The following is a 25,364-nucleotide window of genomic DNA, read 5'->3' as shown; positions in this document are numbered from 1 at the left end:
CATAGCGCACACAACGCACATTGATCTTGAGTCCGTTTTGTGTCTCACGCGCCGCTGGCCTGCGGTTCTCTTTGACCTGTTTTGGCTCTACATGTTTCCGATGACGCACCACGTGGAGTGCGTGGCGATTCTGGAGCCGGTGAAGAAGGACGCCTGACCTGCGGTTTCGACCGTGCGCATGATGTGCGGTGTGGGCGTTACGGGCGATGACGCTCATGTGACGCTCGTTCTGATAGGTCGTCAACTGTCGGATCGTGCAGGTCATGCTGGGTGGGAGGCGCGCTCCTGAGGGCTGGTTTTGCCGGAACTCGGAGAAAAATTCGGCCGGGTTCCGGCGCCGCTGATTGCGGCGGCAGGCGCGCTGCCGCCGTACTTCGGCGGGCCGGACGTCCGGCGCAGCAGGTGCTCAGTAGGTGGGGCCGTAGGCTTGCACGGGCCGTCCACGAGTCGGCCGCCTGCCACCCGAACGCACCTGTGGTACCGGGCCCTTCGAGCCGGCACGGGCCGGCCCGCCCACCCAGGGCGCAGGCTTTGGCCGTACACCTTTGCCGACGCTAGGGTGTGCCGCCGTACTCGGCGGAACGCTCCCCTGGGGAAGGTGGGAATGGGGCTCATTGATGCAGACCACGTGGGGCTGGTTCTCGCGGCGCAGGCCGGTGACGATCGGGCGCGCGAGGAGCTGATCGCCGCGTACCTGCCGTTGGTCTACAACATCGTCGGGCGAGCGCTGAGCGGACATGCCGACGTCGACGACGTCGTCCAGGAGACCCTGCTGCGCGTGGTGCGTGACCTGCCCGCCCTGCGTGCCCCGGAGAGTTTCCGGTCCTGGCTGGTGTCGATCACGCTCCGCCAGATCAACACCCACAGGCACCGGCAGCACGCCCTCGCCGACCGGACCACGGTCATCGACGAGGCGCGCCGGATACCGGACGCCGGCGCCGAGCCCGTGGACGTGACGATCCTGCGGCTGCACGTGTCGGACGAGCGGCGCCGGGTCGTCGAAGCCGGCCGGTGGCTCGACCCGGACCACCGGGTGCTGCTGTCGCTGTGGTGGCAGGAATGCGCCGGCCTGCTCAGCCGGGAGGACATGGCCGCCGCGACGGGGCTCACGGTCGCGCACGTCGGAGTGCGCCTGCAACGCATGCGCGAGCAGCTGGAATTGTGCCGGACGATCGTCGCCGCGTTGGAGGCCGACCCGCGCTGTCCGCAGCTGGACGGGACAGTCGTCGGCTGGAACGGTGACCATGCATCGGTGTGGCGCAAGCGGATCGCGCGGCACACACGTGACTGCCCGGTCTGCATGGCGACGTCGGCAGAACGGGTTCCGGCCGAACTGCTGCCCCTCAGCCTCACGACGCTGGCCGTCCCGGCCGCACTGCTCGCCGCGCTGGCCGCCAAGGGCTTGCTGTCGGGTACGGCAGTGAGCGCCGCCGGGCTGGCCGCGGCCCCCGTCGCCGTCGGCACGGCGACGGGGGGAAGTGGACTGCACGGCGCTCTGATCGGCAAACTCCAGACGGTGACCGCTCATCCGCTGCTGAGCCTCGCGACCGGCGCGGTGCTCATCGCCGGGACCGTCACCTACGCGACCTGGCCCGAACCGGCGCCTCGAGTGCCCGGCGCCACCGCCGCTCCCACGGTCGGCACTCCCACGCCCCTTCCCTCGCGCACCACCACCTCGGCCGGACCCTCGCCGGTGAGCCCGTCCCCGGTGAGTCCGTCCCCGGTGAGTCCGTCCCGGGTGAGCCCGCCCTCGGTCGGCCCGTCCGCCGTCGCGGGCACCGTTCCGCTGGGCGCACAGTCGCTGGAGTCCGCGGACAGTCCCGGCCTGTTCGTCACTTACACGGGCGATTTCGCGACGCTCGGCCCAATCGCCGCGTCCAGCAGCGCGCAGGCACGTCAGCGGGTCACCTTCACGGTCGTCGGGGGACTGGCCGACATGCGGTGCGTCACCTTCCGCGCCGCGGACGGCCGGTATCTTCGCCACCAGTACCTGCGGCTGCGGCTGAGCACCGACGACGGCAGCGCACTGTTCCGTGAAGACGCCACCTTCTGTCCCCGTCCCGGGGCGGTCGCCGGGTCCGTAACCCTGCACGCGCACAACTATCCGGGATCGGTCCTCCGCCACCGCGACGGCGACATTTGGCTCGACGGCTCCGACGGCACGCGGGCCTTCGCCGGCCAGGCTTCTTTCATCGTGCGCAGCCCCCGGGCCTGAGCACCGCTCCTCGGGCGATCCCGACCGAGTCGCACCGTCGCAGCTGGTGTCCTCCAGCCTGATCCCCCACGGTTCCTGTCCCACGCCGTGACCGGCGTTCACCGCAGATCGGTGCGGCGCCCCTCTTCCACGGGCGCGACCAGGCCACGGCGTCCGGCATAACGCTTTCTGCCTGCGAGATGCCTCACTGGGCGATCCTGCGGACGGCGCGACTTTTCTGTTACGAGACCGCGAGCTCGGAAGCCTCCACTTCAGGGGTGTCCTTCCCGCCGCCCGTCATGACGTGCCGGCGCGGCAGGGTCCCGACTTCCCCCACTGACGCATCCCCTGAAGAAAGCCCCTCACATGACGCAACACACCTACGAACCCAGGGCGACCGGTACGCAGGGCCCCCGAGGAGAATCATGAAGGGCCTCCACCGGCTCCGCCGGCGACGCCGGACATGGGCGATAGGACTGTCGGCCACAGCGCTGGTGGCCGGCGTCGTGACGCTCCTCCCCAGCTCCGCCGGAGCCGCGGGCCTGGGCACCCAGGCCGCCCCTTCGGGCAGGTACTTCGGCACGGCCGTGGCCGCCGGCAGGCTCGGCGACTCCGCGTACACCGCGATCGCGGACCGGGAGTTCAACATGGTCACCCCGGAGAACGAGATGAAGTGGGACGCCATCGAACCGTCCCGCGGCCGTTTCGACTTCGGCCCCGCAGACCGGATCGTCGATCGTGCCCTGGCGCGCGGCCAGCGCCTGCGCGGCCACACCACGGTCTGGCACTCGCAGCTCCCCTCCTGGGTCGGCTCCATCCGCGACGCGAGCACACTGCGCGGCGTGATGAACCACCACATCACCACCGAGATGACCCACTACCAGGGCAAGATCTACGCCTGGGACGTGGTCAACGAGGCGTTCGCCGACGGCGGCAGCGGCCGGCTCCGCGACTCGGTCTTCCAGCAGGTGCTGGGCAACGGCTTCATCGAGGAAGCGTTCCGCACCGCCCACGCGGCCGACCCCTCGGCCAAGCTCTGCTACAACGACTACAACATCGAGAACTGGTCGGACGCCAAGACCCAGGGCGTCTACCGCATGGTCAGGGACTTCAAGTCCCGCGGCGTGCCCATCGACTGCGTCGGGTTCCAGAGCCACTTCGGGGCGGGCGGCCCGCCGGCGAGCTTCAAGACCACCTTGGCCGGCTTCGCCGCCCTGGGCGTCGACGTCCAGATCACCGAGCTGGACATCGCCCAGGCGTCACCCGTCCAGTACGCGAACGCGGTCAGCACCTGCCTGTCCGTGGCCCGGTGCACCGGCATCACGGTGTGGGGCGTCCGTGACAGCGACTCCTGGCGCAGCGGCGAGAGCCCGCTGTTGTTCGACAGCGGTGGCAAGCCCAAGCCCGCGTACACCGCCGTCATGAGCGCTCTCCATTCCAGCTCCGGTACCACCCCGGGCAAGCCGACCGACGGTACGGGGGAGATCAAGGGCGTCGCCTCCGGCCGCTGTGTCGGCATCCCCGACTCCGCCACCGCCAACGGCACCCGGGCCCGATTGTGGGACTGCAGCGGACAGACCGACCAGCGCTGGACCTACACCGCCGCCAAGCAGCTGAAGGTCCACGACCACAAGTGCCTGGACGCCAAGGGCAAGGGCACCACCAACGGCACCCCGGTGGTCATCTGGGACTGCAACGGCGGCGCCAACCAGCAGTGGACCCTCAACACCGACGGCTCGATCACCGGCGTCCAGTCCGGGCTGTGCCTCGACGCCGTTGGCGCCGCCACCGCGAACGGCACCACGATCCAGCTGTACGCCTGCGCGTCCGTCGGCAACCAGAAGTGGGCCGGCCCCTCCCTGACGGGCAGCGGCACGTGCGCCCTTCCGTCGACGTACAAGTGGAGTTCGACGGGTCCCCTCGCACAGCCGTCGAACGGGTGGGACGCGGTGAAGGACTTCACCCACGTGGTGCTGGGCGGCAAGCACCTGGTCTACGCGTCGAGCGCGTCGGGAACCTCGTACGGCTCGATGGCGTTCAGCCCCTTCACGGACTGGTCGGACATGGCGTCGGCCGGCCAGACCAGGATGAGCCAGAACGCGGTGGCGCCGACGCTGTTCTACTTCGCGCCCAAGAAGATCTGGGTCCTTGCGTACCAGTGGGGTGCATCGCCCTTCAGCTACCGCACGTCGAGCGACCCCATCAACCCCAACGGCTGGTCCGCGCCGCAGCCGCTGTTCACCGGAAGCCTCCCCGACTCCGGCACCGGCCCGATCGACCAGACCCTGATCGCCGACGAGAAGAACATGTACCTGTTCTTCGCCGGTGACAACGGCAAGATCTACCGGGCGAGCATGCCGATCGGGAACTTCCCGGGCAACTTCGGCTCGTCGTACACGACGGTCATGAGCGACACGGCGAAGAACCTCTTCGAGGCGCCGCAGGTCTACAAGGTCCAGGGCCGGAACCAGTACCTCATGATCGTCGAGGCTCGGGGCGCGAACGAGCAGCGTTACTTCCGCTCGTTCACGGCCTCCAGCCTGAGCGGTGCGTGGACCCCGCAGGCCGGCAGCGAGAGCAGCCCCTTCGCGGGCAAGGCCAACAGCGGTGCCACCTGGACCAACGACATCAGCCACGGTGATCTGGTCCGCGACAACCCCGACCAGACCATGACCATCGACCCCTGCAACCTGCAGTTCCTGTACCAGGGCAGGTCCCCCACCGCGGGCGGACCCTACGACCGACTGCCGTACCGGCCGGGTGTCCTCACCCTGCAGCGCTGACCCGCCCGATCCACGGTTACGCAAGGAGAACACCCCCCATGAAGAACCCCACGAACGGCGGGCGCCGCGGGCGTCACCGCCGTCGCCACACCGCGACCGGACTGCTGCTCGGTGTGCCCGCCGTCCTCGTGCCGTATCTCCTGTTCGTGCAGGATGACTCCCAGGCCGCGACGGTCGACGGCAATGCCTACTACCGGTTGGTCTCCGTACGCAGCGGCAAGGCGCTGGACGTCAACGCCTTCTCCACCGCCGACGGCACCCGCATCCAGCAGTGGACCGACCAGAACACCGCCAACCAGCAGTGGCGGCTGCGACCCACCGGCGACGGCTACTACGAGCTGGTGAACCGCAACAGCGGCAAAGTGCTGGGCATAGCGGGCGATTCGACCGCCCAGGCGGCTGCCGCCGAGCAGCAGACCGACAGCTCCTCCACCTCCCAGGAGTGGCGGATCGACGACGTGAGCGGTTCCGGCGCCGTCACCTTCACCTCCCGCAGGAGTGGCCAGGTCCTCGACGTCTCCGGAGGCTCCACGGCCGACGGCGCGGTCGTCATCCAGTATCCCGGCCACGGCAGCACCAACCAGCAGTGGAAGCTGGTGAGGACGGACGGGACCCAGGCACCCGGGACCGGGCCGTATGCGTGGAACAACGCCCAGGTGGTGGGCGGTGGTTACGTCACCGGGCTGGTGTTCAACCCGCGGGAGAAGGGGTTGCTGTACGCGCGTACCGACATGGGCGGCGCCTACCGCTGGGACAGCGCGGCCGAGCAGTGGATTCCGCTGACCGACTGGCTCGGCGAGAAGGATTGGAACCTGCTGGGCATCGACGCGCTGGCCACCGACCCCGTCGACCCCGACCGGCTCTACCTTGCGGCCGGCACCTACACCAACGACTGGGCCGGCAACGGCGCGATCCTGCGCTCCGCCGACCGGGGCCGCACCTTCCAGCGCACCGATCTGCCGTTCAAGCTGGGCGGCAACGAACCGGGCCGGGGGGCGGGCGAGCGGCTCGTGATCGACCCCGCCGACCACGCCACCCTGCTGCTGGGGACCCGCAAGAACGGCCTGTGGCGCAGCACCGACTACGGTGTGACATGGCGTCAGGTCTCGTCGTTCCCCGTCAGGGACGGGGCGGGCAGTGGCGCGGGCATCTCCTTCGTGACGTACGGCCCGGCCGGCAGCAACACGGTCTACGTCGGCGTCAACGACAAGTCCACGTCTTTGTACCGCTCCACCGATGGCGGCAGCAGCTGGCAAGCGGTTTCCGGGCAGCCCACCGGCCAGATGCCGCAGCACGGTGTGGTCACCGTTGACGGGTCGCTGTACCTGTCCTACAGCAACAGCATCGGCCCCATGGACGCGACGGCGGGCTCGGTGTGGAAGTACGCCCCGGCCGGCCGCGCGTGGAAGAACGTCTCCCCCTCGCAGGGCGGTTACGGGTTCTCCGGTCTGGCCGTCGATCCGCAGAAGCCGTCCACGGTGATGGTCACCACCTTGGACCGGTGGTGGCCCGAGGACGAGATCTACCGGACCACCGACGGCGGCACGACCTGGAAGGCCCTGGCCGACAAGTCGCAGCGTGATGCCTCCGGCGCTCCGTATGCCGGCACCCACACCGGGCACTGGATGACCGCGCTGGCCATCGACCCCTTCGACTCCGGGCACGTGCTGTACGGCACCGGCAACGCCATCTGGCGCAGCAAGGACGCCAATGCCTCCGACAGCGGTGGCACCAGCCACTGGGCCTCCGGGGCCCGCGGGCTGGAGGAGACCTCGCTGGCGGACGCGATCGCCCCTCCCGGCGGTGCCACCGTCATCACCTCCATGGGCGACCAGGGCGGCTTCCGCCACGACTCCCTGACCCACGTGCCCGCCGGACGGCTGACGAACCCGCTGATGAGCAGCAGCACCGACATCGACTTCGCCCAGTCCGCTCCTGCGGTGATGGTCCGTGTCGGCACCGGCGGCGCGCAGGACGGCGCCTACTCCACCGACGGCGGCAGCAGCTGGAACGGCTTCACCGCAGAACCGGTCCCCAGCGCGAACAGTGGCCATGTCGCCCTCTCGGCGGACGGCTCCACCATCGTATGGGCCGAAGCAGGCCAGGCCCCTTATCGCTCGACCGACAAGGGAGCGCACTGGTCGAAGGTCAGCGGCCTGGGCACCGACGCCGTGGTCGTCGCCGACCGCTCCTCGGCCGGCACCTTCTACTCACTCACCGGCGGCACGCTCCACGCCAGCACCGACGGCGGCGCGACCTTCACCCCCCGCGCCACCAGCCTCCCCGGCGGCCGACTCACCGCCGTCCCCGGCATCAACGGGGACCTGTGGATCGCCGGCGGCGGCAACGGGCTGCTGCACTCCACCGACGGCGGCCGCACCTTCACCACACTCAAGACAGTGCAGTCCGCCTCCGCCCTCGGCTTCGGCAAGGCCGCACCCGGCGCCAACTACCAGGCCCTCTACCTGATCGGCACCGTCGACAACGTCACCGGAGCCTTCCGCTCCACCGACAAGGGCACCACCTGGCTCCGCATCAACGATGTCGCCCACCAGTGGGGCGCCATCGGCAGCCTCGGCGTCATCACCGGAGACCCCGACACCTACGGACGCGTCTACATCGGCACCAACGGACGCGGCCTCCAGTACGGCGACCCGTCCTGACCCCGACACCGGAGCGGACGTACGTCCGCGCATGAGCCGGCGTGTCGTCAGCAAGAGAAGTCGCCCTCCTGACCGGTGAGACATCTTGGTCGGAGGGCGGCTTTCCACTCTCTCCTCAGTGCTTACGTGCGGCTTCCACTGCGCAAGTCCCCGGCCTCCGTCCAGGCGTCCCCGCCACCTCCTTCACCGGCTTCGTTGTTCTGGTCGCACTGCGTGCGGGCAGCTCCAGCCACTTGGCGGGGGTGCACCCGACGATCGCCGGATGGCCGACGGAGCGCCCGAGACGCTGAGGCGGCTGGCCGCCTTTGGTGCATCCGGGGCGTGGTGTGTCGGGGAACTGGTGGTGCAGGAGCGTGGCTCCTGCGTGCCGGTGACGTACGCGCCGGCCGGCCGAGCAGGGAGGGCGCGATGACCGTCTCCGTCGTTCTGTACACCGCTGATCTCAGGGTTCACGACCACCCGCCGCTGAGGGCGGCGCTCGAAGCGGCGGAGGAGGTGGTGCCGGTGTTCGTCCGGGACCCGGCCGTGGACCGGGCCGGGTTCGTGGTGCCGAATCGGTTGGCGTTTCTCGCCGACTGCCTCGTCGATCTGGACCGGGGGCTGAGGGAGCGTGGCGGCCGGCTGGTGGTGCGCGAAGGGGACACCGTGGCCGAGGTGCGGGCCCTGGTGCGGCAGGCCGGGGCGGATGAGGTGCACATGGCCGCGGGGGCGACGGGTTTCGCCAGGGCGCGGGAGGCGCGGCTGCGCAAGGCGCTGGAGGCGGACGGCTGCCGGCTGTACGTGCACGACGGCGTGGTCGACGTCGTGGCGCCCGGCGACGTCACCCCGTACGGATCGGATCACTTCGCCGTGTTCACGCCCTACTACAAGCGCTGGGCCGGTGAGCCCGTCCGCGCACCGCTGGCCGCTCCGAGGGCGGTGCGCGTGCCGTCGGGGGTGCGGTCGGAGCGGATCCCGCGGCGCCCGGGGATCGCGGACGTGTCGCCGGGGCTCGCGACGGGAGGGGAGAGCGAGGGGCGCAGGCGGCTCGTCTCCTGGCTGTCGGACCGGGTCGACGCGTACGAGGAGAGCCACGACGACCTGGCGGGGGACGGCACGTCCCGGCTCTCGCCGTATCTCCACTTCGGTGCCGTCTCCGCCGTCGAGGCCGTGTTCCTGGCGAGGGAGCGTGGCGGCGCCGGGGCCGAGGCGTTCGTGCGGCAGCTGTGCTGGCGCGACTTCCACCATCAGGTGCTGGCCGCCCGGCCGGAGGCGGCCACGGCCGACTACCGCCCTCGGCACGACCGCTGGCGTCGCGGCGCCGACGCCGAGGAGGACCTCGCGGCCTGGCGGGAGGGCCGTACCGGCTACCCCGTGGTGGACGCCGCCATGCGGCAGCTCGCCCACGAGGGCTGGATGCACAATCGCGGCCGGATGATCGCCGCCTCCTTCCTCACCAAGACGCTCTACATCGACTGGCGCGAGGGCGCCCGCCACTTCCTCGGTCTGCTCGTGGACGGCGACGTGGCGAACAACCAGCTCAACTGGCAGTGGGTCGCCGGCACGGGCACGGACACCCGGCCGCAACGCGTCCTGAACCCGGTGCGGCAGGGCAAGCGGTACGACCCCGACGGCAGCTACGTACGGCGCTGGGTCCCGGAACTCGCCGGCCTCGACGGACCGGCGATCCACGAGCCGTGGCGGCTCACCGGGCTCGACCGGGCGGCCTTCGACTACCCCGACCCGCTGATCGAGCTCTCCGACGGCCTGGCGCGTTTCCGCCGGGCTCGGGGCATCGTCTGAACCCCTCTGAACCCGTCTGAGCCTTCTCCTCTGCTGTGCGCGCCTGGGACGTCGGCTCATTTCAATGCGCAAGCGATGCGACTTGCTCCATCGGGCTCGTCGGCCGGACGGTGAGGTGTGGGGAACGCGGGATCACCGCTCTTCTCACCGTGGTCGACAGGCTCGGTGGGTGCCCGCGCCGGCACCCGGAGGAGGAACCGTCATGAGCACGCGCATGATGACCGGAGGCCTTCACCGTGCTCCGCTCGACGACGCTACGGAAGGCCGCGACGGCGACGACGACCGCGACGACCGGATCGCCCGCGGACTCGCCCAGGGCGACGAGCGCTGCCTCGACGCGGCGTACCGGCGCTGGGGCCCGCTGGTCCACACCCTCGCCGCCCGAACGCTCGGGGACCCCCGCGAGGCGGAGGACGTCACCCAGCAGGTGTTCGTCGCCGCGTGGCGCGGGAGGGCCACCTACCGCTCCGAGCGGGGCAGCCTGCCGGCGTGGCTCACCGGCATCACCTGCCGGAAGGTCGCCGACGCGCTGACCGCCCGCACCCGCCGTACCGAACTCGCCTCGGCGCTCCGTTCCGGCCTGGAACACGAAGGCGCGACGATCGGCGAGCCCGAGCGGGCCCTGGACCGCATCCTCGACCGGATCGTCGTCACCGAGGAACTCGCGAGGCTGCCCCGTGTCCAGCGCGACGTCCTGGAACTCGCCTACTTCGGCGATCTGACCCAGACACAGATCGCCGACCACACCGGCATGCCGCTCGGCACCGTCAAGAGCCACGCCCGCCGCGGGCTGCAGCGCCTGCGGCACAATCTCGACCACGATGCGGCGATGGCCCCGACCGGTGGGTGATCCGGGCCTTCCTGCCTCTCCGCACAACCCGTCCGGCCTGTCCCCCTGCGCGGTTCGCACGAGCGCTCGGTCCCGTGCCCGCTGTCCGTCGTCTCAGCTCTCGGTGGACGGCGCCCGGTCCCCGTAGAAGCGCGAGATCACGTCAATGGCCTCGCGCAGTCCGGCAGGCCGGACCATGCCCGGATCCGGCGTCCGGCCGAGCCAGCCGGGACCGGCGAGCAGGACGAGTGGAGCGGTGCGCGCGCCCCGCATCCCGAACGCCGTCCCCGCGACGTGCCGGGCCAGGGAGTGGTTCGCCGTGGATCTGGCCTGCGACCAGAGCGCCACGACGGCCGGACCCGACCGGCGAACCGCCGCGTCAAGGGCCTCGGCCGGCACCGCCGCGCCGAACATCCTGGTCGGCAGGCCCTGTTCGGCCAGCCCTGCCGCGAGCGCCTCCAGCGGCAGCGTGTGCTGCTCCGCCGGGACGCACGCCAGTACGACGGGAGCCACCGGGGCAGCCGGGACCACCGGAGCGGGCGGGGAGGATGGGGCAGTCGAGGCCGGCGGGGAGGCTGGGTGCGCCGCCGCCGGGCCGGTGACGGCGGCCCGCCGCAGCGCGGTGGAGACGTGCCAGGACAGCAGGTGCTCCACCTCGACGTAACGGTCGCCGGAGGACTCCCACTTGCGGCCCACCGCGTGCAGGGTCGGCCCCATCACCTCCTCCCACGCGGTGACCAGCCCGTACCGGGTCAGTACCTCCTCAAGGAGCGCGTCCATGGCCGGACCGTCGAGACGCACCGCGGCGCGGGCCAGCCCCCGGCACTCCCGCCGTACGGCGCCGAGGGGCAGCCCGTCGCCGAAGGGAAGCCCGCCGCCCGGCTCCGTGCGGTGGCCCTTGCGCGACGGCTCGTCGTCGGCCGCGGGCGCGGCCGGTCTCACCTGCTCGGCCGGCCGAGCAGCGCCCACTCCTCCGGTCCCGGCCTCGGCTCCTCCGGTCCCGGCCCCCACTCCCGCGGTCCCGGTCTTCGCTCCGAGGGCCCCGGTCCCCGCCCCGGCCCGTACGTCCCTGGCGGCGCGTGCCGCCTCCGCGGGCGGGACGCCGGATGCCGTGAGGCGGCACATCTCCTCCAGCATCGCCACGTCCGCCGGGCTCCACCTGCGGTGCCGCCCGTTCGCGCGCACGGCGGGGCCGATGCCGTACCGCTGGTCCCAGGAGCGCACCGTGGTCGGCGAGACGCCCAGGCGCCGTGCCACCGCACCCGTCGTGATCCCGAGTGGCGTGTCGGACATGCCATCCACCATACGCTGCGGAAACGATGCGTTCAGGTGGTCGCCGACCGTGCCCGCATCCGTCGGCGCGGTCCCGGACGAAGAACTCTCAGAAGGAAGCAGAAGGAGAGGAATCAGAAGGAATCAGTGGCCTCACGACAGGCCGGTGATCTCGAAGCGGATCAGTGAAACAGATCGGTGAAACGGACCAGTGAACCGACGAACGGATCGGCGCATGGCTACTTCCACACCCGGCACGGGCACCCGCTGCCTGGTCACGGGCGCGAGCGGCTACATCGGCGGCCGCCTCGTACCCGAGCTGCTCGACAACGGCTACCGCGTGCGCTGCCTCGCTCGGCACCCGGACAGGCTCCGCGACCACCCCTGGGTCGACCGTACGGAGATCGTGCGCGGCGACGTGACCGATGCCGCGAGCCTGCGCGAGGCCCTCGCCGGTGTCGACGTCGCCTACTACCTGGTCCATTCCATGTCCTCGACCGCCGAGTTCGAGGACACGGACCGGCTCGCCGCCCGCACGTTCGCCCACGAGGCGCGCTCCGCGGGAGTGCGGCGGATCGTCTATCTGGGCGGTCTGACTCCGCGCGGAGTGGCGGAGGACCGGCTTTCGCCGCACCTGCGTTCCCGCACCGAGGTGGGCCGCGTCTTCCTCGAGTCGGGCGTCCCCACCACCGTGCTGCGCGCCGCCGTCGTCATCGGATCGGGTTCGGCGTCCTTCGAGATGCTTCGATATCTGACGGAACGGCTGCCCGTCATGGTCACGCCGAGCTGGGTCGGCAGCCTGGTCCAGCCGATCGCCGTCCGTGACGTGCTGAGGTACCTGGTGGCCGGCGCGGGCATGCCGCGGGACGTCAACCGGACCTTCGACGTCGGCGGCCCCGACGTGCTCACGTATCGGGACATGATGGTGCGGTACGCGGCCGTCGCCGGGCTCCGCCGCCGCCTCATCGTTCCCGTGCCCGTCCTCACCCCGCGGCTGTCCAGCCACTGGATCGGCCTGGTCACCCCTGTCCCCGCAGCCTTGGCCCGGCCGCTCGCCGAGTCGCTCCGGCACGAGGTGATCTGCACCGAGAACGACATCACGCGCTACGCCCCGGACGGCCCCCAGTCGCCGATCCCGTTCGACACCTCCCTCCGGCTCGCCCTGCGCCGGGTGCGAGACGCGCAGGTCGCCACCCGCTGGTCCTCCGCCTCGCTGCCCGGGGCGCCGAGCGATCCCCTGCCGACCGACCCCGACTGGGCCGGCGGCAGCCTCTACAGCGACGAGCGCACCCGTACCGTCGACGCGAGCCCGGCATCGCTGTGGCGGGTCATCGAGGGCGTGGGAGGCGAGAACGGCTGGTACTCCTTCCCGCTCGCCTGGGCCGTCCGCGGGTGGGCCGACCGGCTCGTCGGGGGAGTGGGATTGCGCCGTGGACGCCGGGACGCGCAGCGCCTCAGGGCCGGCGACGCGCTCGACTTCTGGAGGGTCGAGGAGATCGACCGCGGACGCCTGCTCCGCCTCCGGGCGGAGATGCGCCTGCCGGGTCTCGCCTGGCTGGAGATGGCCGTTGAACGGGACGAGCACGGCCGCACCTCGTACCGGCAGCGGGCGCTCTTCCACCCACGGGGACTTGCGGGTCATGCGTACTGGTGGAGCGTGGCGCCGTTCCACGCCGTCGTCTTCGGCGGCATGGCAAGGAACATCGCCCGGACGGCAGAGGCGGAGAGCACTCGGGCGGCAGAGGCGGAGAGCGCTCGGGTGGCAGAGACGGAGGGCACCCGGGCGGACGGGAGGGAGAGCAGCCGACGATCCCGCTCGTGAGGTACGCGTACCTCACCGGTATCCGCGCCCCCCAATAACCGCGCCGCACCGGTAACCGCAACGAACACCCCGCCACCGGCTGCTTCCCCGCCTCCGTGCACCAGCGGCGGGTCAGCCCTCCGCACCCGGTGACACCGGACGCTCGAAGAACGTCTCAAGGACCACCGTCGCCTGCGTCCCGCTCACGCCCTCGATCGCGTAGATCCGGCGCAGCACGTCCTGCAGTTGCTCGGTCGTCGAGGTCCTGACCTTCACGAGCACGGAGGCGCTGCCCGCGATGACGTGCGCCTCCAGGATCTCGGGGATCGCGGCGAAGTGCGGGGCGGAATCGCCCATCCAGGCGGTCGAGTCGACCATCACGTAGGCCAGGACGCCGCTGCCCACCGCGGCGGGGTCGACGTCGACCGTCGTGCGGCGGATGACGCCGCGTTCGCGGAGCTTGCGTACGCGGTCGTGCGCCGCGCCGGCGGAGAGGCCGACGGCCTGGCCGAGGGCGGCGTAGGGCTGGGCGGCGTCCTGTTGGAGCAGGGCCAGTAGCGCACGGTCTATGTGATCCACGACTCTCCATTCGGGAAGAACTTGCAGTGACCGTATCTCATCCACCAGTCTCCCTCTCAGGCCGAACAAGGTTCGGTCGCTGGGCTCTTGGTGACGGAGGGGATCATGACCGGTACGCGTCCCGAGTTCTACGAGGTGTTCGACGACAGGTTCGTCACCGGCCGTTGCACGTACGGCGACGGGCGCCTGGAGGTGCTCTACAGCGGTTGCCGCTGGGCCGAGGGGCCCGTCTACCTGCCGGCGTGGCGGCAGGTGGTGTGGAGCGACATCCCGAACGACCGGATGCTGCGCTGGGACGAGGAGACCGGCGCGGTCGGCGTCTTCCGCCGTTCCGCGGGGCACACCAACGGCAACACCCTCGACCGCGAGGGCCGGCTGATCACCTGTGAGCAGGGCAACCGCCGGGTGACGCGGACCGAACACGACGGCACGGTCACGGTCCTCGCCGACCGCTGGCAGGGCAAGCGGCTCAACAGCCCGAACGACGCCACCGTGAAGTCGGACGGCTCGATCTGGTTCTCCGACCCGGACTTCGGCATCATCAGCGACTACGAGGGCCATCGCGCCGACAGCGAGATCGGCGCCAACAACGTCTATCGGATCGACCCGCGCACCGGCGAGGTCCGCCTCGTCGCCGACTGCTTCGCGGCCCCCAACGGCCTGGTCTTCTCGGCGGACGAACGGCAGCTCTTCGTCTCCGACACCCGCGCCGGCTTCGTCCGCGTCTTCGACGTGCGCGACGACGGCACGCTCTCCGACGGCAAGGTCTTCGCCGAGGCCGCCGGCCGCCCCGAAGCCCGTTTCGACAACCTGCGGTTCGACGCCGACGGCCGGCTGTGGGTGGCCGCGATGAACGACGGGGTGCACTGCTACGACCCCGACGGCACTCTGATCGGCCGGCTCGACATCCCCGAGGCGGTGGCCAACATCTCCTGGGGCGGCGCCAAGCGCAACCGCCTCTTCATCGCCGCCGAGACCAGCCTCTACTCGCTCGTCACCTCCGTCACGGGCACCCACCCGACGGGCCCGGGGCACCGCCCCTGGGCCTCCACGCGCTAGACGCCGCGGCGCAACAGCCAGAGCCAGCGGCGGCGTTCCGTCACCGTGGTCGCCGCGGCCAGCACGGAGACGACGACCGCCGCCCACACGGGCCACACGGCCCAGGCGGCGGTCACGGCCGCCGCGAGCTGGAGGAGCACCAGCAGGATCGTGACCGGGCCCGGGACGGCGACCATCACCTGGGCCTTGTCTCCGGGCGTGGAGAAGACGGTCGGCAGCCCGATGAGCACCACCACGGAGAGTACGGCGAGCACCCAGGAGTACGAGGCCAGCGCCCAGGGGGTCGCCACCCACGCGATCAGCTCCGTCGTGAAGCGCAACACGGAGGCGACGCGGTCGTCCGGCCGGTCGTCCGGCCGGTCCACCGGGCGCCCCGTCGCCCGTGCCCCTGCCCCCGCCCGTGCCTCCGCCTGTGCCCCTGCCTCCGCCTGTGCCCCTGCCCCGGCGCTTGCCCCCGCCCCTGTAACGTCTCCCATCCCGTCACCCATCTCCGCACTCACTCCGTCCTCCGCTCTCATCCCGTCCTCCGTTCCCGCGGTGCGGTGTCCATGCCGCCCCTCACGGGCGGGAGATCATAGGGCGTCAGCCGTGTCGGTGTTGGGCCGAACGGGTGAGTAACGGGAGGATGGGCGCATGAGTAGGTACGAGAGGTACGACGTCACCGACGAGCAGTGGGAGGGCCTGGCCCAGGTCGTCCCCCTGCGCGGCCGGGACGAATGGCCGTCAAGGGTGGACCACCGCACGATCCCCGACCAGTACGAATCCGCCGAACAGCGCCGGATGGTCGTGCTCCGCGTCCAGGTCTTCGCCGACGCCCGCGAGGTCGCCGAGTACCTCATCGCCCAGATCCCCGTGCTGCTCGACCTCACGAGCGCCGACACCGAGGTCGCCAAGCGCATCCTCGACTTCAGCAGCGGCGTCGTCTTCGGCCTCGGCAGCGGGATGCACCGCGTCGACCGCAACGTCTTCCTGCTGGCGCCGGCCGGTACGGAGGTCGAGGGCGCCGAGGACGGTAGCGCGGCGGAGGCCGGCGAGGGCGCGATCCCTCGTTCGTAGGAAGTTGATCAGGCGTAACGGTTCGTCGCGCGGAGGGCTGCGTACCTTCCGATCATGACCACCACCGGCGGTACCGCCCCCGACCGCACCCTGTCGCCGGGCCTCGTGCCCCCACAGGGACGCCCTCGCACGTACGACCACGGGCCGGGCCCGACGGTCACCCGGCCCGCCGTCACCGAGTTACGGCTCTCGGCGTTCGGGGCGCACCGCGGAACCGTGGTGCCACTCGGGCCCGTGACGCTGCTCAGAGGGCCGAGCGGCAGCGGCAAGTCGACCGTCCTGCGGGCGTACGAGGCGCTCGCGCGGCTCGGCGCGGGGGCGGGGCTCGCCGAGGCGCTTCCGGACGCGGCCGGTCACGTGCCGGACCGAGCGCGGCCCGACGCCCAGGGGAGGCGGGGCTTCCGGATCGGCTGCACGGTTGACGGCCCGGCCGGGCCGGTCCAGCTCGACCTCGCCGTCCAGGCCGACCCCGAGCTCCGGATCGTCGGCGAACGGCTCACCTGGCAGGGCCGCACCCTCCTCGCCACCGCCCTGCGCGATCCCGGCCGCGGCACCGTGCAGGCCGAGTGGCACACCGCCGGCACCACCCCCGTCACCCGCGCCCCGTTCCCCGACGACGCGCTCGGTACGGCTCTGCTCCCGCTGCGCGTCGCCGGCAAGACGCAGGGGCAGCGTGACGTCCTGGCCGCCGCCGAGCAGGTGGTCGTGGGACTCCGCTCGGTCTTCGCGTGCGATCCGGCGCCGGGCCGGATGCGGGCGCCGGTCCCGGTGGGCGAAGGACGGCTGCGGCGCGACTGTCGCAACCTCGCCGAGGTGCTGCACCGCACCGCGACGGAATGCCCCCGCCGCCACGCCCGGCTCGCGGCCTTCGCGGGCGCCGGGTGCGTCGGGTCGGTGGCGGCCCTCGGGCTACGGGAATGGGCCGACGCCGGCACGGTCGAGGCGGTCCTGGAGCGCGCCGGGCGCCCGGCGACGCCGCTCGGTCGGCTCGGGGACGGCGAACTGCGCTATCTCGCGCTCGGGCTCGTCCTGCTCACCGGCCCCGGTGTGCTCGCCGTCGACCCGGTCGCGGAGGTGCCCCAGGCCATGCAGACGCTGACCGTCCTGGCCGACGGACTCGACCGAGGACTCGACGCCCGGCAACTGCGCGCCCTCCTCGGGCTCGCCGCCGAGATCTGCGGGAGCGGACATCTGCGTCTCGTCGCGACGGTGGGGGAGGGGGCGAAGGTCATGCAGGCAGCACAGGAAGCACAGGAAGCACGGGAGGCACGGGAAGCACGGGAGGCACAGGAAGTACCGGGGGCGCAGGGAGCGGTGGGAGTGCCGGGAACGGTGGGTGCGCCGGAAGCGGTGGGAGTGGTGGGAGCGTTGGGGGCGACGGCCCTCGAAGCGGCGCAGGTGACAGAAGTGCCGGGGGTGGCGTTCGTGGACCTGCCGCCTGGTAGATCTGAGGCGTGACTGAACTCGATGTGACGGGCCTGCGGCGCCGCCTCGCGGAATTCGCCGCGGCCAGGGACTGGCAGCCGTACCACACGCCCAAGAACCTGGCCTCGGCGCTCAGCGTCGAGGCCGCCGAACTCCTGGAGATCTTCCAGTGGTTGACGCCTGAGGAGTCGGGCCGGGTGATGGCGGATCCGGACACGGCGCACCGGGTGACGGACGAGGTCGCGGACGTGCTCGCGTATCTGCTCCAGTTCTGCGAGGTCTTGGGGATCGATCCGCTGGCGGCACTGGCGGCGAAGATCGACCGGAACGAGATCCGTTTCCCGCCACCTGGACGTCGGGCACCTGATCGTCACTCTTCGGAGTGACCGAGTTTTCCCCAACGAGCTTCCTGTCCACAGATTTCCGAATTCCTCTGGTGTTTGGGCTCAGTCGGCCTCACGCTGGGTAATGGAATGAGTGAGCGGTAAGTCATCAGAACGGGGGCGGCGTTGATGGAAGCGGAGCGATTGATCGCGAGCGGTCGGCACGCACTGGCCGAGAGCCGCACGGCGCTGGACATCGTGGCGGAAGCCTGGCAGGCCCAGGCCCTCGCCCAGGCGATAGGGAGTCATCTCGCGCTCGGCGGGCCGCTGGAGTTGCGCGGCGAGGCCCGGGGGCTCGGTGAGACGGTCGGGGGACGTGGTGCGCTGGACCACCCCGCGCTGCGCACCGGCGGGCTGCGCGCCGTGCAGCTCACCGCCGTCGGCGACGCGCGCACGGCACTGACCGCGCTCGGCGCGCTCCTCGGCGAGGTGGGCATCGCCCTCGTCGGCGTGGCCTGCGCGACGGACGAGGAAGGGCTCTACTGGCAGTGCATCGAGGCCATGGACGCTGCCGACGAGGCCAACGACCGTGTCCGCGCCATGCTCCGCCGGCTCTCCCTCCGCGACCACGACCCGCATCGCCCACCCGACACGGCCCGCGGCCGCGCGGGCCCGGGGTAGGGGTGGGGGAGGGGTGAGGAGCAGAGGAAGCGAGTAGCGGCTGCTCCGGCGCAAGGCGCCGGCCGGTCAGACGACGGCTGCTGTCCGTCCAGTGCGTGCCGTGCGTGCTGTCCGTGGTGTCCGTGCCGCCCGTGGTGCCCGCGCCGTTCGTGCCGTCGGGCCGGCTGCTCCCGTGCTGGGCGACGGGCGCCGGTCGTCAGGCGTCAGGCGGTCGTCGTGCCGTCCGTCCGGTCGGCGGCGGAGGACGGGCCGGCCTCACCAGGGACCTGGGCTGTGCCCTCGCCGGAGCCCTGTCCCGGGCCTTGCGCAGGGGCCGGAGCAGGGGCCTCGCGCAGGGACCGACCGGGGGCGGCCGGGCGGTCGGACGAGGACTGGAAGTCGGCGTCGAGCTGGGAGAGGTCGGCGGTCAGGGCCGCCATCAGCTCCTCCATCTGCTGCAGCAGGCCCTTGGGAGCGCCACCGGCCGGCTGCGGGGGCACGGGAGGAACCGGCGGGAGCGGCGGCTGGGCGGGCTGCTCGGACACGGACCGCTCCGGTGCGGCTTCCTGGGACATGGCGGCCTCCTCGGCCCGGGCCCTTTGGTGAGGAAGGGCCCACAAGAGAGAGGGGACGCACCGGCAGCGGCCGCCGGCACGCGGGCCGGGCGGTCCGGCTCCGCCCGAGCCAACGACAGGTCACCGGCCCCGGTCACTGGCCTGGTGGGAGGCCGCCCGCCGGGAGGTGGATGTTCACCCGGCCGAGCCGGTGGGGCTCGCCCGCTGACGAAACGGTTGACGCGCACCCGACGGTGCAGGATGGAGGTATGGATCTTCGAATCTTCACGGAACCCCAGCAAGGCGCCTCGTACGACACCCTGCTCACGGTCGCCAAGGCCACGGAGGACCTGGGCTTCGACGCCTTCTTCCGCTCGGACCACTATCTGCGCATGGGCTCCGCCGACGGCCTGCCCGGACCGACGGACGCCTGGATCACCCTGGCCGGTCTCGCGCGGGAGACCCGGCGGATCCGGCTCGGCACGCTCATGACCGCCGGCACCTTCCGGCTCCCCGGCGTCCTCGCGATCCAGGTCGCGCAGGTCGACCGGATGTCCGGCGGGCGCGTCGAGCTGGGCCTCGGCGCGGGCTGGTTCGAGGAGGAGCACCGGGCGTACGGGATCCCGTTCCCGAAGGAGAAGTTCGGGCGCCTGGAGGAGCAGCTGGAGATCGTCACCGGGCTGTGGGGCACCGAGGTCGGCAAGACGTTCTCGTACGAGGGCGAGTACTACCAGCTGACCGACTCGCCCGCGCTGCCCAAGCCGGCCCAGGCACGGATCCCGCTGCTCGTCGGCGGGCACGGCGCGCGCCGCACCCCGCGGCTCGCGGCGCGGTTCGCCGACGAGTTCAACATCCCGTTCGCCTCGCTGGAGGACACCGAGCGGCAGTTCGGCCGGGTGCGGGAGGCGGCAGCGGAGGCCGGGCGGCCCGCCGGGGCGCTCGTGTACTCCAACGCGCTGGTGGTCTGCGTCGGCCGCGACGACGCGGAGGTCGCCCGCCGGGCGGCCGCCATCGGGCGGGACGTCGACGAACTGAAGGCCAACGGCCTGGCGGGGTCACCCGCCGAGGTCGTGGACAAGATCGGCCGGTACGGTGCACTGGGCTCCACCCGGATCTACCTCCAGGTCCTCGACCTGGACGATCTGGACCACCTGGAGCTGATCTCCGCACAGGTACAGACGCAGCTGGGGTGACCCGATGAAACCCGACCGCACGCTCGCCACCGCCCTCGCCGAAGGGGTGCTCGTGCTCGACGGCGGGCTCTCCAACCAGCTGGAGGCCCAGGGCTGCGACCTCTCCGACGCGCTCTGGTCCGCGCGGCTGCTCGCCGACGGACCCGAGCAGATCGAGGCGGCCCACGCGGCCTACGCACGCGCCGGCGCGCAGGTGCTGATCACGTCCAGCTACCAGGCCACCTACGAGGGCTTCGCCCGGCGGGGCACCGGGCGGGCGGAGGCCGCGCGGCTGCTCGCGCGCAGCGTGGAGCTGGCCCGGGCGGCGGGCGAGCGGGTGGAGCGGGAGATCTGGGTCGCGGCCTCCGTCGGGCCGTACGGGGCGATGCTCGCGGACGGCAGCGAGTACCGCGGTCGGTACGGGCTGTCGGTGGGCGAGCTCGAGCGGTTCCACCGGCCCCGGATCGAGGTCCTGGCCGAGGCCGGGCCCGACGTCCTGGCCCTGGAGACGGTGCCCGACGCCGACGAGGCCGAGGGGCTGCTGCGGGCGGCCGAGGGCTGTGGGGTGCCGGTGTGGCTCTCGTACACGGTCGAGGGCGAGCGGACCCGGGCCGGTCAGCCGCTGGCGGACGCCTTCGGGCTGGCCGCGGGCAACGACCAGGTCGTCGCGGTCGGCGTCAACTGCTGCGACCCGGACGACGCCGGGCCCGCCGCGGAGATCGCCGCCGCGGTGACCGGTAAGCCGGTCGTCGTCTACCCCAACAGCGGCGAGCTGTGGGACGCGGCGGCGCGCGGCTGGCACGGCGGTGCCACCTTCGACCCGGCCAGGACCGACCGCTGGCGTGCCGCCGGCGCCCGCCTCGTCGGAGGCTGCTGCCGCGTCGGCCCGGAGGCCATCGCCGAACTGGCGGCGAACCTGAGGTCGTAGCGGTCGCCCCCCCGGGGCCGGTCCCGGGCCGGGGCCGGCCTGCGACCCCAGCTCTGGGCTCGGGCCGGCCTTCGCCCTCGGCCCCCGGGCGGGCCCGGGGGGCGGCTCTCGGACTGAAAATCGTTGTGACGGAGCGGCGGGAAAGGTCATCCTTGAACGCATGTTCCTGACCATCAGCACCACCGGTACGGCTGAGAAACCCGCCACCGACCTGGGCTTTCTCCTGCACAAGCATCCCGAGAGGGCGCAGGCGTTCGGCACTGCGCACGGCACCGCGCATGTCGTCTACCCCGAGGCGAGCGCGGAGCGGTGCACGGCCGCGCTGCTGCTTGAGGTGGACCCCGTGGCGCTGGTGCGGAAGGGCAGGGGCAAGGGACGGGGCGGGGCGCCCGACGCGGCGCTCGCGCAGTACGTGAACGACCGGCCGTATGCCGCGTCCTCGCTGCTCGCCGTCGCCCTCGCGAAGGTCTTCAAGAGCGCGCTGCACGGAAGTTGTGCGGCGCTGCCGGAGCGGGCCGCCGCGCCGCTGCCGCTGCGGATCGAGATCCCGGCGCTGCCGGCGCGCGGCGGGGCCGGGCTGGTGACGCGGCTCTTCTCCCCGCTGGGCTGGGCGGACGTGACGGCGGAACCGGTCGCGCTCGACCCGGAGTTCCCCGAGTGGGGCGACTCGCGCTATGTGCGGCTCGTCCTGGAGGGCGAGCTGCGGCTCGCCGACGCGCTCAACCAGCTCTACGTGCTGCTCCCGGTGCTCGACGACGCCAAGCACTACTGGGTGGCGCCGGACGAGGTCGACAAGCTGCTGCGCGCCGGTGACGGCTGGCTCGCCGACCACCCCGAGCGGCAGCTCATCACCAGCCGCTACCTGTCCCGCCGCTGGAGCCTTACCCGCGAGGCCACCGAGCGCCTCGAACTGGTCCGGCTCGCCGAGGCCGACGGCCTGGACGTCGACGACGTCGACAACGCCGTCGACGAGACGACCGACACCGAGGAACGCCCGGTGCCGCTCGCCGAGCAGCGCCGCGAGGCGATCCTCGGTGCGCTGCGCGCCGCCGACGCCGCCCGGGTGCTGGATCTCGGCTGCGGCCAGGGCCAGTTGGTGCAGGCGCTGCTCAAGGACGTGCGGTTCACCGAGATCGTCGGCGTGGACGTGTCCGCCCGCGCGCTGTCCGTGGCAGCCCGCCGGCTGCGCCTGGAGCGGATGGGCGAGCGGCAGGCAGGCCGCGTGAAGCTGCTCCAGGGCTCGCTCACGTACACCGACAAGCGGCTGACCGGCTACGACGCCGCCGTGCTCAGCGAGGTCATCGAGCACCTCGACCTGCCGCGGCTGCCCGCGCTCGAGTACGCGGTGTTCGGTTCCGCCCGGCCGCGCACGGTCGTGGTGACGACGCCGAACGTCGAGTACAACGTGCGCTGGGAATCGCTGCCGGCCGGTCATGTCCGCCACGGGGACCACCGCTTCGAGTGGACCCGCGAGGAGTTCCGCGGCTGGGCGGAGGCCGTCGCCGACCGTCACGGATACGCGGTCGGCTTCGCCCCCGTCGGCCCGGACGACCCCGAGGTCGGCCCGCCCACCCAGCTCGCCCACTTCACCCGTATCGACCCGACTGACACGACCGACCTCACAGCCAACGACCCGACCGCCCACGACACGACCGACACCACGAAGGAGGACGCGGCATGACCGACGACGCCATCACCAGCCAGAAGACCGGGCGCACGCTGCCCGTCACCGACCTCTCCCTCGTGGTCCTGATCGGTGCGACCGGCTCCGGCAAGTCGACCTTCGCCCGGCGGCACTTCAAGCCGACCGAGATCGTGTCGTCCGACTTCTGCCGCGGCCTCGTGGCCGACGACGAGAACGACCAGAGCGCCAGCAAGGACGCCTTCGACGTCCTGCACTACATCGCGGGCAAGCGGCTCGCCGCCGGCCGGCTGACCGTCGTCGACGCCACCAGCGTGCAGCGCGAGGCGCGCCGCCAGCTCGTCCAGCTCGCCCGCGAGCACGACGTGCTGCCGATCGCGATCGTCCTCGACCTGCCCGAGGAGGTGTGCGCGGCGCGCAACGCGGCCCGCGCCGACCGGGCGCACCTGCCGCGGCACGTGATCCAGCGGCACCGCCGCGAACTGCGCCGTTCGCTCAAGGGACTCGAACGCGAGGGCTTCCGCAAGGTGCACGTGCTGCGCAGCGTGGAGGAGGTGGAGTCGGCCGAGGTCGTCCTGGAGAAGCGGTTCAACGACCTGCGGCACCTGACCGGCCCGTTCGACATCATCGGCGACGTCCACGGCTGCCGCTCCGAGCTGGAGACGCTGCTCGCGCGGCTCGGCTACGTCGACGGGCACCACCCGGAGGGCCGGACCGCCGTCTTCGTCGGCGACCTCGTCGACCGCGGGCCGGACAGCCCGGGTGTGCTGCGCCGCGTCATGGGCATGGTGGCCGCCGGGGACGCGCTGTGCGTGCCCGGAAACCACGAGAACAAGCTGGGCCGCTGGCTGCGCGGCCGCAAGGTGCAGCAGACCCACGGCCTCGCCGAGACGATCGAGCAGCTGGAGCGCGAGCCGGAGGAGTTCCGGGCGCGGGTCGCGGAGTTCATCGACGGCCTCGTCAGCCACTACGTGCTCGACGAGGGCAAGCTGGTGGTCTGCCACGCCGGTCTGCCGGAGAAGTACCACGGCCGCACGTCCGGGCGGGTGCGTTCGCACGCGCTGTACGGGGACACGACCGGCGAGACCGACGAGTTCGGCCTGCCGGTGCGCTACCCGTGGGCCGAGGAGTACCGCGGCCGGGCGACCGTCGTCTACGGGCACACGCCCGTGCCGACCACGTCCTGGATCAACAACACCCTCTGCCTCGACACCGGCGCGGTGTTCGGCGGGAAGATGTCCGCGCTGCGCTGGCCGGAGCGCGAGCTCGTCGACGTACCGGCCGAGCGGGTCTGGTACGAGCCGGCCAGGCCGCTCGCGGCCGAGGCGCCCGGCGGGCACCAGGGGCGGCCGCTCGACCTGGCCGACGTGCACGGGCGGCGGATCGTCGAGACGCGGCTGATGGGCAACGTCGCGGTCCGCGAGGAGAACGCGGCCGCCGCCCTGGAGGTCATGAGCCGCTTCGCGGTCGACCCGCGGCTGCTCGCCTACCTCCCGCCGACGATGGCGCCGACCGCGACTGCGAAGGCGGAGGCCCGCGGCGGAGCCGCTGATGAGCACTTCCTGGAGCACCCGGCCGAGGCGTTCAAGCAGTACGCGGCGGACGAGGTCGGGAAGGTCGTGTGCGAGGAGAAGCACATGGGCTCGCGGGCCGTCGCGCTCGTCTGCAAGGACGCGGCGGTGGCGGCGGAACGGTTCGGCGTGGCCGCGGCGGACGGTGTGACGGGCGCGCTGCACACCCGTACCGGACGCCCGTTCTTCGACGATCCCGCCGTCACCGAGCAGGTCCTCGGCCGGCTGCGGGCGGCGATCGGCGCGGCCGGGCTCTGGGAGGAGCTCGACACCGACTGGCTGCTGCTCGACGGCGAGCTGATGCCGTGGTCGCTGAAGTCCGCAGGACTGCTGCGCTCGCAGTACGCGGCGGTCGGCGCGGCCTCCCGGGCGGTCTTCCCCGGCGCGCTCGGCGCGCTCGAACAGGCTTCGGCGCGCGGGGTGGACGGGCTCGGCGAGCTGCTCGGCCGGCAGCGGGAACGGGCGGCGGACGCGGCCGCGTTCACCGACGCCTACCGGCGCTACTGCTGGCCGACGGACGGTCTGGAGGGCGTGCGGTTCGCGCCGTTCCAGGTGCTGGCCGCGCGCGGCCGTTCGCTGGCCGCCGTACCGCACGACGAGCAGCTGGCCTGGCTCGACCGGCTGGTGGAGCACGATCCGACCGGCCTGCTCCAGGTGACGCGGCGGCTCGTCGTCGATCCGGCCGACGAGGCGTCCGTGCGCGCCGGCATCGACTGGTGGCTCGAACTGACCGCGGCCGGCGGCGAGGGCATGGTCGTCAAGCCGCTCGCGGCCGTGGCCCTCGGCAAGGACGGGCGCCCGGTGCAGCCGGGCGTGAAGGTCCGCGGGCGCGAGTACCTGCGGATCATCTACGGACCGGAGTACACGCGTCCGGACAACCTGGAGCGGCTGCGCCAGCGCTTCCTCGGCCACAAGCGTTCGCTGGCGCTGCGCGAGTACGCGCTCGGCCTGGAAGCCCTCGACCGGCTGGCGGCCGGCGAGCCGCTGTGGCGGGTCCACGAGGCCGTCTTCGCGGTCCTCGCCCTGGAGTCGGAGCCGGTCGACCCGAGGCTCTGACGCGAACACGGCGAC

The 25,364-nt window shown here is 72.2% G+C and carries 19 protein-coding genes; 15 read left to right on the top strand and 4 right to left on the bottom strand.

Features of this window, described 5'->3' with window-relative positions:
* The first annotated feature begins 628 nt into the window (after nt 1–628).
* The 5 genes from ACFYU9_RS20505 to ACFYU9_RS20485 all read left to right on the top strand — a co-directional run bounded on the left by ACFYU9_RS20505 (nt 629) and on the right by ACFYU9_RS20485 (nt 10,272).
* Complete coding sequence (locus ACFYU9_RS20505; protein WP_389345621.1) at nt 629–2,215, top strand: sigma-70 family RNA polymerase sigma factor; 1,587 nt, start codon at nt 629–631, stop codon at nt 2,213–2,215.
* Between the two features lie 404 nt (nt 2,216–2,619).
* Nucleotides 2,620–4,977, top strand: a complete 2,358-nt coding sequence (locus tag ACFYU9_RS20500) for a non-reducing end alpha-L-arabinofuranosidase family hydrolase (protein WP_389345620.1) — start codon at nt 2,620–2,622, stop codon at nt 4,975–4,977.
* Between the two features lie 38 nt (nt 4,978–5,015).
* The gene (locus ACFYU9_RS20495; RefSeq protein ID WP_389345619.1) at nt 5,016–7,640 is read left to right on the top strand and encodes an RICIN domain-containing protein; all 2,625 of its coding nucleotides are present in this window, start codon (nt 5,016–5,018) and stop codon (nt 7,638–7,640) included.
* A gap of 408 nt (nt 7,641–8,048) precedes the next feature.
* Entirely contained in the window at nt 8,049–9,422 is a 1,374-nt protein-coding gene (locus ACFYU9_RS20490) for a cryptochrome/photolyase family protein (RefSeq protein ID WP_389345618.1), read from the top strand.
* A 202-nt stretch (nt 9,423–9,624) separates the two neighbouring features.
* The gene (locus ACFYU9_RS20485) at nt 9,625–10,272 is read left to right on the top strand and encodes an RNA polymerase sigma factor (protein ID WP_389345617.1); all 648 of its coding nucleotides are present in this window, start codon (nt 9,625–9,627) and stop codon (nt 10,270–10,272) included.
* Between the two features lie 93 nt (nt 10,273–10,365).
* Here the strand turns inward: ACFYU9_RS20485 and ACFYU9_RS20480 are convergent, their stop codons facing one another.
* Nucleotides 10,366–11,544, bottom strand: a complete 1,179-nt coding sequence (locus ACFYU9_RS20480) for a MerR family transcriptional regulator (RefSeq protein ID WP_389345616.1) — start codon at nt 11,542–11,544, stop codon at nt 10,366–10,368.
* 214 nt (nt 11,545–11,758) lie between these two features.
* Here ACFYU9_RS20480 and ACFYU9_RS20475 point away from each other — a divergent pair, with 214 nt between their 5' ends.
* Nucleotides 11,759–13,345: an SDR family oxidoreductase gene (locus ACFYU9_RS20475; protein WP_389345615.1), complete on the top strand. Its 1,587-nt coding sequence runs from the start codon at nt 11,759–11,761 to the stop codon at nt 13,343–13,345.
* Between the two features lie 111 nt (nt 13,346–13,456).
* Here ACFYU9_RS20475 and ACFYU9_RS20470 read toward each other — a convergent pair whose 3' ends face one another.
* The gene (locus ACFYU9_RS20470) at nt 13,457–13,903 is read right to left on the bottom strand and encodes an Lrp/AsnC family transcriptional regulator (RefSeq protein WP_389207770.1); all 447 of its coding nucleotides are present in this window, start codon (nt 13,901–13,903) and stop codon (nt 13,457–13,459) included.
* 105 nt (nt 13,904–14,008) lie between these two features.
* On the opposite strand from ACFYU9_RS20470, the gene ACFYU9_RS20465 reads away from it, so the two are divergent.
* On the top strand, nt 14,009–14,962 hold the full coding sequence (locus ACFYU9_RS20465) for an SMP-30/gluconolactonase/LRE family protein (protein WP_389345614.1): 954 nt from the start codon (nt 14,009–14,011) through the stop codon (nt 14,960–14,962).
* Here the strand turns inward: ACFYU9_RS20465 and ACFYU9_RS20460 are convergent.
* On the bottom strand, nt 14,959–15,327 hold the full coding sequence (locus ACFYU9_RS20460) for a hypothetical protein (protein ID WP_389345613.1): 369 nt from the start codon (nt 15,325–15,327) through the stop codon (nt 14,959–14,961). The genes ACFYU9_RS20465 and ACFYU9_RS20460 overlap by 4 nt on opposite strands.
* A 268-nt stretch (nt 15,328–15,595) precedes the next feature.
* On the opposite strand from ACFYU9_RS20460, the gene ACFYU9_RS20455 reads away from it, so the two are divergent.
* The 4 genes from ACFYU9_RS20455 to ACFYU9_RS20440 all read left to right on the top strand — a co-directional run bounded on the left by ACFYU9_RS20455 (nt 15,596) and on the right by ACFYU9_RS20440 (nt 18,447).
* Nucleotides 15,596–16,018 (top strand): cell division protein SepF, encoded by a 423-nt coding sequence (locus ACFYU9_RS20455; protein ID WP_389345612.1) that lies wholly within the window; start codon nt 15,596–15,598, stop codon nt 16,016–16,018.
* A 54-nt stretch (nt 16,019–16,072) separates the two neighbouring features.
* Nucleotides 16,073–17,476 carry an AAA family ATPase gene (locus tag ACFYU9_RS20450; RefSeq protein WP_389345611.1) on the top strand — a complete coding sequence of 468 codons (1,404 nt, stop codon included), beginning with the start codon at nt 16,073–16,075 and terminating at the stop codon, nt 17,474–17,476.
* Nucleotides 17,473–17,829 (top strand): nucleotide pyrophosphohydrolase, encoded by a 357-nt coding sequence (locus tag ACFYU9_RS20445; protein WP_389345610.1) that lies wholly within the window; start codon nt 17,473–17,475, stop codon nt 17,827–17,829. Before ACFYU9_RS20450 ends, ACFYU9_RS20445 begins: the two co-directional genes overlap by 4 nt.
* Before the next feature lie 126 nt (nt 17,830–17,955).
* Nucleotides 17,956–18,447, top strand: a complete 492-nt coding sequence (locus ACFYU9_RS20440) for a DUF6099 family protein (RefSeq protein WP_389345609.1) — start codon at nt 17,956–17,958, stop codon at nt 18,445–18,447.
* 203 nt (nt 18,448–18,650) lie between these two features.
* Here the strand turns inward: ACFYU9_RS20440 and ACFYU9_RS20435 are convergent, their stop codons facing one another.
* Nucleotides 18,651–19,001 (bottom strand): hypothetical protein, encoded by a 351-nt coding sequence (locus ACFYU9_RS20435; protein WP_389345608.1) that lies wholly within the window; start codon nt 18,999–19,001, stop codon nt 18,651–18,653.
* A gap of 248 nt (nt 19,002–19,249) precedes the next feature.
* On the opposite strand from ACFYU9_RS20435, the gene ACFYU9_RS20430 reads away from it, so the two are divergent.
* The 4 genes from ACFYU9_RS20430 (at nt 19,250) to ACFYU9_RS20415 (ending at nt 25,349) form a co-directional block, all read left to right on the top strand.
* Nucleotides 19,250–20,173, top strand: a complete 924-nt coding sequence (locus tag ACFYU9_RS20430) for an LLM class F420-dependent oxidoreductase (RefSeq protein ID WP_389207757.1) — start codon at nt 19,250–19,252, stop codon at nt 20,171–20,173.
* 4 nt (nt 20,174–20,177) lie between these two features.
* Nucleotides 20,178–21,080: a homocysteine S-methyltransferase gene (gene mmuM / locus ACFYU9_RS20425; RefSeq protein WP_389345607.1), complete on the top strand. Its 903-nt coding sequence runs from the start codon at nt 20,178–20,180 to the stop codon at nt 21,078–21,080.
* A 160-nt stretch (nt 21,081–21,240) separates the two neighbouring features.
* Nucleotides 21,241–22,761 carry a 3' terminal RNA ribose 2'-O-methyltransferase Hen1 gene (locus ACFYU9_RS20420; protein ID WP_389345606.1) on the top strand — a complete coding sequence of 507 codons (1,521 nt, stop codon included), beginning with the start codon at nt 21,241–21,243 and terminating at the stop codon, nt 22,759–22,761.
* Nucleotides 22,758–25,349: a polynucleotide kinase-phosphatase gene (locus ACFYU9_RS20415; protein WP_389345605.1), complete on the top strand. Its 2,592-nt coding sequence runs from the start codon at nt 22,758–22,760 to the stop codon at nt 25,347–25,349. The genes ACFYU9_RS20420 and ACFYU9_RS20415 overlap by 4 nt, the downstream gene beginning before the upstream one ends.
* The last annotated feature ends 15 nt before the right edge of the window (nt 25,350–25,364 follow it).

Origin of the sequence: Streptomyces sp. NPDC004327, assembly GCF_042873935.1 — a bacterium.
Classification (GTDB): domain Bacteria; phylum Actinomycetota; class Actinomycetes; order Streptomycetales; family Streptomycetaceae; genus Streptomyces.
The sequence above is the reverse complement of the archived record's forward strand: the minus strand, read 5'-3'. Positions and strand labels throughout refer to the sequence as shown.